This window comes from Rhizobacter sp., assembly GCA_021153565.1.
GTDB lineage: Bacteria > Pseudomonadota > Gammaproteobacteria > Burkholderiales > Burkholderiaceae_C > Albitalea.
In genome coordinates, this window is sequence record JAJKJU010000174.1 from 1 (window position 1) to 7,022 (window position 7,022).

Genomic DNA, 7,022 nt, shown 5'->3' on the forward strand with positions numbered 1-7,022 from the left:
CAGCCCGAACGGACTTTTGGAAGCGCAACCAAATCCTCAGTTGGAAGCGGAACCAAATCCTCAGCGTTCGCCCACGCACGCCTCAGTACCTGCTGCGTCACGGGCTGTTCGGCCGAGGGTTAAGCGTTAAGGCTTCGATACACCGCAGGCGCAGCCCGAACGGACTTTTCGAAGGATCAGCCCGAATCTCCTGCAGCCCATTCAGGCTACACCCGCCCCCCCCGTTCGGGCTGACCCTTCGATACCTCAGGACAGGGTACGCCTGCGGCGTATCGAAGCCCTCCACCGCGAGTTGAGGCTTCGATACCTCAGCCCGAACGGACTTTTGGAAGCGGAACCACATCCTCAGTTGGAAGCGCAACCAAATCCACAGCGTTCGCCCACGCACGCCTCAGTACCTGCTGCGTCACGGGCTGTTCGGCCGAGGGTTAAGCGTGAAGGCTTCGATACACCGCAGGCGCAGCCCGAACGGACTTTTCGAAGGATCAGCCCGAATCTTCTGCAGCCCATTCAGGCTACACCCGCCCCCGTTCGGGCTGACCCTTCGATACCTCAGGACAGGGTACGCCTGCGGCGTATCGAAGCCCTCTACCGCGAGTTAAGGCTTCGATACCTCAGCCCGAACGGACTTTTGGAAGCGGAACCAAATCCTCAATTGGAAGTGGACCCAAATCCTCAGTTGGAAGCGGAACCACATCTCAGTTGGAAGCGCAACCAAATCCACAGCGTTCACCCACGCACGCCTCAGTACCTGCTGCGTCACGGGCTGTTCGGCCGAGGGTTGAGCGTTAAGGCTTCGATACCCCGCAGGCGTACCTTGCCCTGACGAAGGGTCAGCCTCATGCAGCCCAGACAGACTCTGGAAAGCTATCAGCGTTCCCGCCCCGCATGCCTCAACACCTGCGTCACCGGCTCGACCAGGTATTGCAAAGGCGTGCGCTCCTCACCCTTGATGTACACCTCGGCCGGCATGCCGGCCTGCAGCTTGACCTCGCCGGCCTGCGCGAGTGACGCCGCATCGGCCTCGATGAGTGCAATGTAATAAGCCTGGTTGGTCGCCCTATCGAGCGTGCGGTCGGCGGCGACATAGAAAACCTTGCCCTCCACCAACCTCGTCGTGCGGTACTTGAACGCCGTGAACCGAATGTCGGCAGGCTGGCCCTGCTGGATCCGGCTCACGTCTTCAGTGCGGATATGCGCCTCGACAACCAGACGTGGGTTGCTTGGAACGATGTCGGCAATAGGCTCGCGTGGCGAAATCATGCTGCCCGGTGTCGTGAACTTGAGGTTGATCACATCACCGGCGACAGGTGCCACTATCACTTGCCGGCTTGACGCATCAATCGTCTTTCGCTGCTCTTGCTGGAGCTCGGCGAGCTTGGCCGCGCTCACCTTCAATTGGTCGCTCGCCTGCTGTCGATAGTCGCTTTCCAGCGACTTGACGCGCAGGTCTGCATCAACCAGGCGCTGCTCGGCGCGCGATAGGTCAGCGCGCTTTTCTTCCAGCTTGACGCCATAGTCAGCAACCGTCGCCTCCAGCTGCGAGATGCGCGTGGCGGAGATGAATCCGTCGTTGAGAAGGCGGCGGTTGGTTTCAAGTTCGGCCGTCTGGTGCTTGAGCGATTCAATAGCCTGGGCGATCTGGGCACGCAGCGCCGTCGCTTCCTGCAGAACCTTGGCTTGCTGCGCGCGCAGCAGCACCGATTGACCGATCAGCGCGTCGCGGCGCGCGCTGAATAGCGCGCGCTCCTTGACCATCTGCTCGCCCAGCCGCGGGTCACTGCGGGCTGCTTCGATCACGTCCGCCGGAAAGTGCAAGGCCGTGGCCGACAGCTGCTCGGCTTCAAGTCGCGCCAGACTCGCGCGCTCGACAATCACGCGATAGTTGAGGCGATTCAGGTCGGCATCGACCGATACGTCGCCGAGCACCAGTAGCGGCTCTCCCTGCGCCACATGCTGGCCGTCGCGCACCTTCACCTCGCGCACCGTGCCGCCTTCGGCATGCTGCACCACGCGGCGATCGAGGTCGACCTTCACGAAGGAGCTTGCGACGACGGCCGCTGACAACGGCGCGCACGCCAGCCAGGCGGCGACCGGAACGACGCCCAGCAGCAGCACGACACCCGCCCGACGAGCTAGTTTGCGCGCCTCGAGCAGATGCTTCGCCAACGGCGCCTGGGGATCATCAATCGAGGTCATCACCGCAGTGCTCATGACACTTTCTCCATGCGTTCAAAGGGGTTCGCATCACGATCTTCCGGGGGCGCTGCCCGCGACATCGCAACAACCTGCGCCCCGCCGCCACTTGGCTGCGCCGCCTGCTGGGCCTTCTGCTGCATGGCCCGCATCACCTCGGCCGACGGGCCGTAGTGCTGGACCTTGCCGGCGTCCAGCACCAGCATCTTGTCGACATGCTGGATGAGGGTGGCGCGGTGCGTGACGACCACCACCGTGGCCTGCCCACGCAATGCCTTCAGCGCCTCGGCCAGTGCCTGTTCGCCTGCGCCGTCGAGATTGGAATTGGGTTCGTCGAGGATCACGAGCTTGGGCTCGCCGTACAGCGCGCGCGCCAGGGCGATGCGCTGACGCTGCCCGGGTGAAATGACGGCACTGTGCGGATCGACCATGGTGTCGTAGCCCTCGGGCAGCGACAGGATGAGATCGTGCACGTTGGCCCGTTGCGCGGCTTGCACGACCTTCAACGAGTCCACCTCACCCAAGCGCGCGATGTTCTCGGCGACCGTGCCGGGGAACAGTTCGACATCTTGCGGCACATAGCCTATCCACGGTCCGAGATCTTCACGCGGCCACTGCGCCAGGTCAGCTTGGTCGAGCCGCACCGTGCCGGCGCTGGGCTTCCACACGCCTGTCAACAGGCGCACCAGCGTCGACTTGCCCGCACCGCTGGCGCCGATGATGGCGAGCGACTCGCCCGGATCGAGTTGCAGCGACACGCCGGCAATCAACATGCGCTCGCCCTGAGGCGCACGGAACATCAGGTTTACTGCCGAGAGATCACCGTTCGGCGTGGGCAAGGCCATGCGCTGCGGCTGCGCTTCGGCGGAATTCAGCAATTCGCCAAGGCGACGAAACGCCGCGCGGCCTTCGGCCAGGATGCGCCAGCTGCCGACGATCAACTCAACCGGTGCAAGCGCGCGGCCGAGCAGCGTGGTGGTTGCGATCATCACGCCCGCACTCGCCTCGCCGCTGATCACGAGGTAGGCACCGAGCGCCATCATCAGCACCTGCACTGCTTGGCGCACGGTACGCGTCAGCGCGGCCATCGCGACCGTCTTGGTGGCGGTGGGCTGCTGCAAGGCGGTGACTTCGGCATTCTTCTGGCGCCAGCGCGCGATGAGCGCATCGGTCATACCCAGCGTTTGTGCCACTTCGGCGTTGTGCAGCGAGGCTTCGAGGTAGCGCGTGGCACCGGCGGCGGCCTTCTGCAAAGCTTCGATCTCGCGGCGGGTGACAAAGTCGTTGATCAAGGCCAGGGCGAGCATCAGCACCGCTGCCCCGGCAGCGGCCATGCCGAGTACTGGATGAGCGAGCCAGATGACGGCCACGTAGACGATTGCCCATGGCGCGTCGAACAGTGCGAGCAGGCCTTGGGCCGAGAACAGCGCGCGCAAGGAGCCGACATCACGCAGGCTTTCCGAGTTGCCGCGGCCGCTTCGGCGAGCGCCCTGCGCGATGACGATCTTCGTCACGGCAGGTGACAGCGATTCGGCGACGATGTTGCCGGCCACGCCTTGAAGGCGGGCGCGCAGATGGTCGAGGGCTAGGAGCAGGGTGAGCGCAATGCCGACGCCGATCATCAAGACCAGCAAGGTTTCGTTGCTCTGGCTGGCCAGCACGCGGTCGAAGACCTGCAGCATGAAAAGCGCGGGGACGAGCAGGAGCAGGTTGAGGAAGAAGGACAAGCCTGCGACGTGGAGAAGCGGGCGGTGGAGAAGGTGAAGCAGTGTCTTCATGTGCGCTCCCTGGCAGGAATAGATAGTAGGGATGAGTCCCTGCGCGCGTGCGGTAGTAGTTCACCAAGTGAGGGGCGGGCTGACCCTATCCCCCGCGAATAGATGGGGCGTATTGCGGTGGCGTTCGGGTCGACTTGGGACATGGCCCGGAATAGCTTTCTCAGTTCGTTCAGGCTGCACCCGGCCCTGTTCGGGCCTGAACCCGCCCCCCGTTCGGGCTGAGGTATCGAAGCCCTTCACCGCGGGTTGAAGCTTCGATAAGCCGCAGGCGTACCGTGTCCTGAGCCTATCGAAGGGTCAGCTCGAACGGACTCTGGGAAGTTCCGAGCCAAATCCCAAGCCTGGGGAAGATGCACTCCAGGCCCCGGGCCGATCAAGGCAGCGGAGTCGCGTCGACGTGCGCGATCAGCGTGCCGAAGTCCAGGCCTGTCACCCCCTGCATGACCAGCAGATCATGGAAACCATGCGTCGAGCCGGCACCGTCGCTGTCGATGCTGACGATGGTGTCGGAGCCGCTCTCACGCAGGCTGATGAACTGCGAGAGGTCAGCGCCCGACGAGCAGCCTTGCAGCAGCAAGCCGATGTTGATCATGTCGCCACCTGCACCGGCGTTGAAGTCGGTGATCGTGTCGACCGCACCTGCGTCGCTGCTGCGGAACATGAAGGTGTCGCTGCCCGCACCGCCCGTCAGCGTGTCACTGCCCGCACCGCCAACGATGATGTCGTTGTCGCTTGTGCCCGTCAGTGCGTCGGCTCCGGCGGTGCCCAGCACGGTGGCGTTGTCGACGGCCGTATTGATGACCGCGGTGCTGCCGCTCTGGCCGGCCGCCAGCTGGAAGTCGGCCGCCGAGTACTGCCCCACGAGCGTCATCTGCGCCGTGTGCGTGCCATCGGTGACAAGCAGCGAGCCCGCCATGCCCGCAGCGTTGGCGGTGTAGCTGACTTGCGTCGACGCAGAGAACGCGATGTCGCCGAAGTGCAAGGTGTCGTCGGCGTTCAGTCCGGTGAGCGTGCCGGTGAAGCTGGCGGCATGGTCGAGCGTCAGGGTGCCCGAGGCATCGCTGGCGAAGCCCACGTTCGCATCCGACGCGGCACTGAATTCGATTGCGCCGTGGCCATTGATGCTTGCGCTGCCGTGGCCGGTCACATCGCCGTGAATCGTGATGTCACCGCCGTTCGCCGACATGCTGCCTGTGTTGGACAGCTCGCTCTCGACGACGAGGCCGCCGGGGCCGGTGGCTTCGAGCGTGCCCGAGTTGTCGACGACGTTGCTGCCGGTGTCGATGACGAGCGCGTGGTTGCCGTTGGCGATGATGGTGCTGGCGTTGACGAGGGTCATCTGCCCGGCGCCGATCTGGCCTGCGCCGGAGATGGTGTTGTCGAGGTTGATCAGGGTTGCGTTCGCGGCGCCGCCGAAGATGACGTTGTTGTCGTCGTCGGAGAGCACGACCTGACCGCCGCCCTGCAGCGTCACGCTTTCGACCAGGATTTGCAGGTCCGTCTCGCTGCCGGTGGAGCCGAGGGCGATCGTGCCGCTGTTCTCGATGACGCCGCCGAGCGGCAGGATCGCACCGTTGGCGATGGTCATGGTGCCGGTGTTGATCGTCACGGGTTCGAGGTTGAACTCGAAGTTGGCGGCGGTCAGGTCGGCGGCGTGGACGCCAACCACGGTGATGGTCGAGCCGCCTCCCGTCGCGATCACGGCGTTGCCGTTGGCGTCATCAGTGATCGAGAGGTTTTCGAAGGCGTTGACGTCGGTGAAGCCGATCAGGTCGATCTTGTCGGCTGCGGCGTCGAAGTTGTGGATGACGTCCTGGGCGATCGGTTGGGCGAAGACCAGGAGGTCAGCGGCGCTGGAGGCGGTGAGGTGATCATCGGCCGAAAGGGCGAAGATCGGATTGCCGGGGGCGTAGGCTTCGACGTTATTCGCAACAAAGGCGCTTCCCGTGGAACCGTCGGCGTTGGTCCAGGTCATGTTCACTTCGAGGACCAACGCCCCGCTGTAATTCACGGGGGTCGTCACTGTCAGGGTGCTCGGATCGTTGGTCTGGACGGTCCAAGTGCCGTCACCGTTGCTGGTCCCGGCGTTCAGGATCCAATCTGACGGCACACCTCCAACCGTAACTGAGATCATCTGACCAGGATCAGATGACGGATCGAGCAAGGCGAGATGGATCGGCTCGCCGGCCACTCCTGCCGGAAGGGTTCCAAGGGTTCCGCTAGTCCCTGCGGTGCCGGCATTGCCCGCCAAGTCCGTGTAGCTGCCGGCCAAAACGTCGACTTTCACGGCACCGCTTGTATTTCTAGTCAATGTCGCCGTGTAGGTATCGCCGTCAACCTGCACAAAGTTGCTGAACGTTGCGCGTGTCACGGTGACGTCCGAAGGCGAAAGGTCGAAGCCAGTCACACTTTCACTGAACTGGAACGTTACTGTTGCCGCTCCGCCCCCCAAGGTAGTGCTGGTCACGGTCACTGTCGGGGGCGTTGTGTCGGCGGCGGTGACAGTAACGTTGGCCGTATCGGTTGCGGCTGAAAACGCCGTCGTCCCGCCATTCGTTGCTGTCGTGACCTTCGCGCCGGCCGTCCCGCTGCTCTGATCCCAGGCCCGGAAGGTGATGGCGTTGGTGACGGTGCCGCCCGTGGTGGACTGGTAAAAGACCCGCGTATTCGCGTCCGCGGCCAGCAGCAGCGCCGACGCGTCATTGACCGTGCCGATCGTCGCCCATGCGCCGCCGTTGTTGGTGCTGTAGTACCAGGTTCCGCCTGTGGCGGTCCCTGTCAGCGCGATACCAAGGAGTACACCAGTGTCGCTGTCGGTGACGTTGTCGACCTGTCCCGCCGGGGTGGCGAAGTCCACCAGTGCCGAGACCAGCGTGCCGACCGCGCCGGTCGGTGCGACGATACTGGTGTTGACCCCACCCAACACTGGCGTCTTGGTGGCGTCGAGCACCGGCGCATCGTTGACCGCATTGATGGCCTCGCTCAGCGCGACGGTGCCCGACGAGATGTGCGTCGTGCCGCCGGTTGCGCCGGTGAGGTTGAGCGTGG

General features: G+C 64.1%; 3 protein-coding genes. All 3 read right to left on the reverse strand.

Annotated elements, in window-relative coordinates:
* Positions 1 to 870 precede the first annotated feature (870 nt).
* Positions 871 to 2,214, reverse strand: coding sequence for an HlyD family type I secretion periplasmic adaptor subunit (locus AC30NL_RS10580; protein ID WP_489463964.1), 1,344 nt, complete (start codon positions 2,212 to 2,214; stop codon positions 871 to 873).
* Entirely contained in the window at positions 2,211 to 3,974 is a 1,764-nt protein-coding gene (locus AC30NL_RS10585) for a type I secretion system permease/ATPase (protein ID WP_489463965.1), read from the reverse strand. The genes AC30NL_RS10580 and AC30NL_RS10585 overlap by 4 nt, the downstream gene beginning before the upstream one ends.
* 373 nt (positions 3,975 to 4,347) lie before the next feature.
* Positions 4,348 to 7,022 (reverse strand): beta strand repeat-containing protein (locus tag AC30NL_RS10590; RefSeq protein WP_489463966.1); only part of this gene is annotated, 2,675 nt, incomplete at its 5' end.

Bases quoted from the DNA above. Each gene is read 5' to 3' on its own strand.
- AC30NL_RS10585 (WP_489463965.1), bottom strand. From the start codon at position 3,974: ATGAAGACACTGCTTCACCTTCTCCACCGCCCGCTTCTCCACGTCGCA.
- AC30NL_RS10580 (WP_489463964.1), bottom strand. From the start codon at position 2,214: ATGAGCACTGCGGTGATGACCTCGATTGATGATCCCCAGGCGCCGTTG.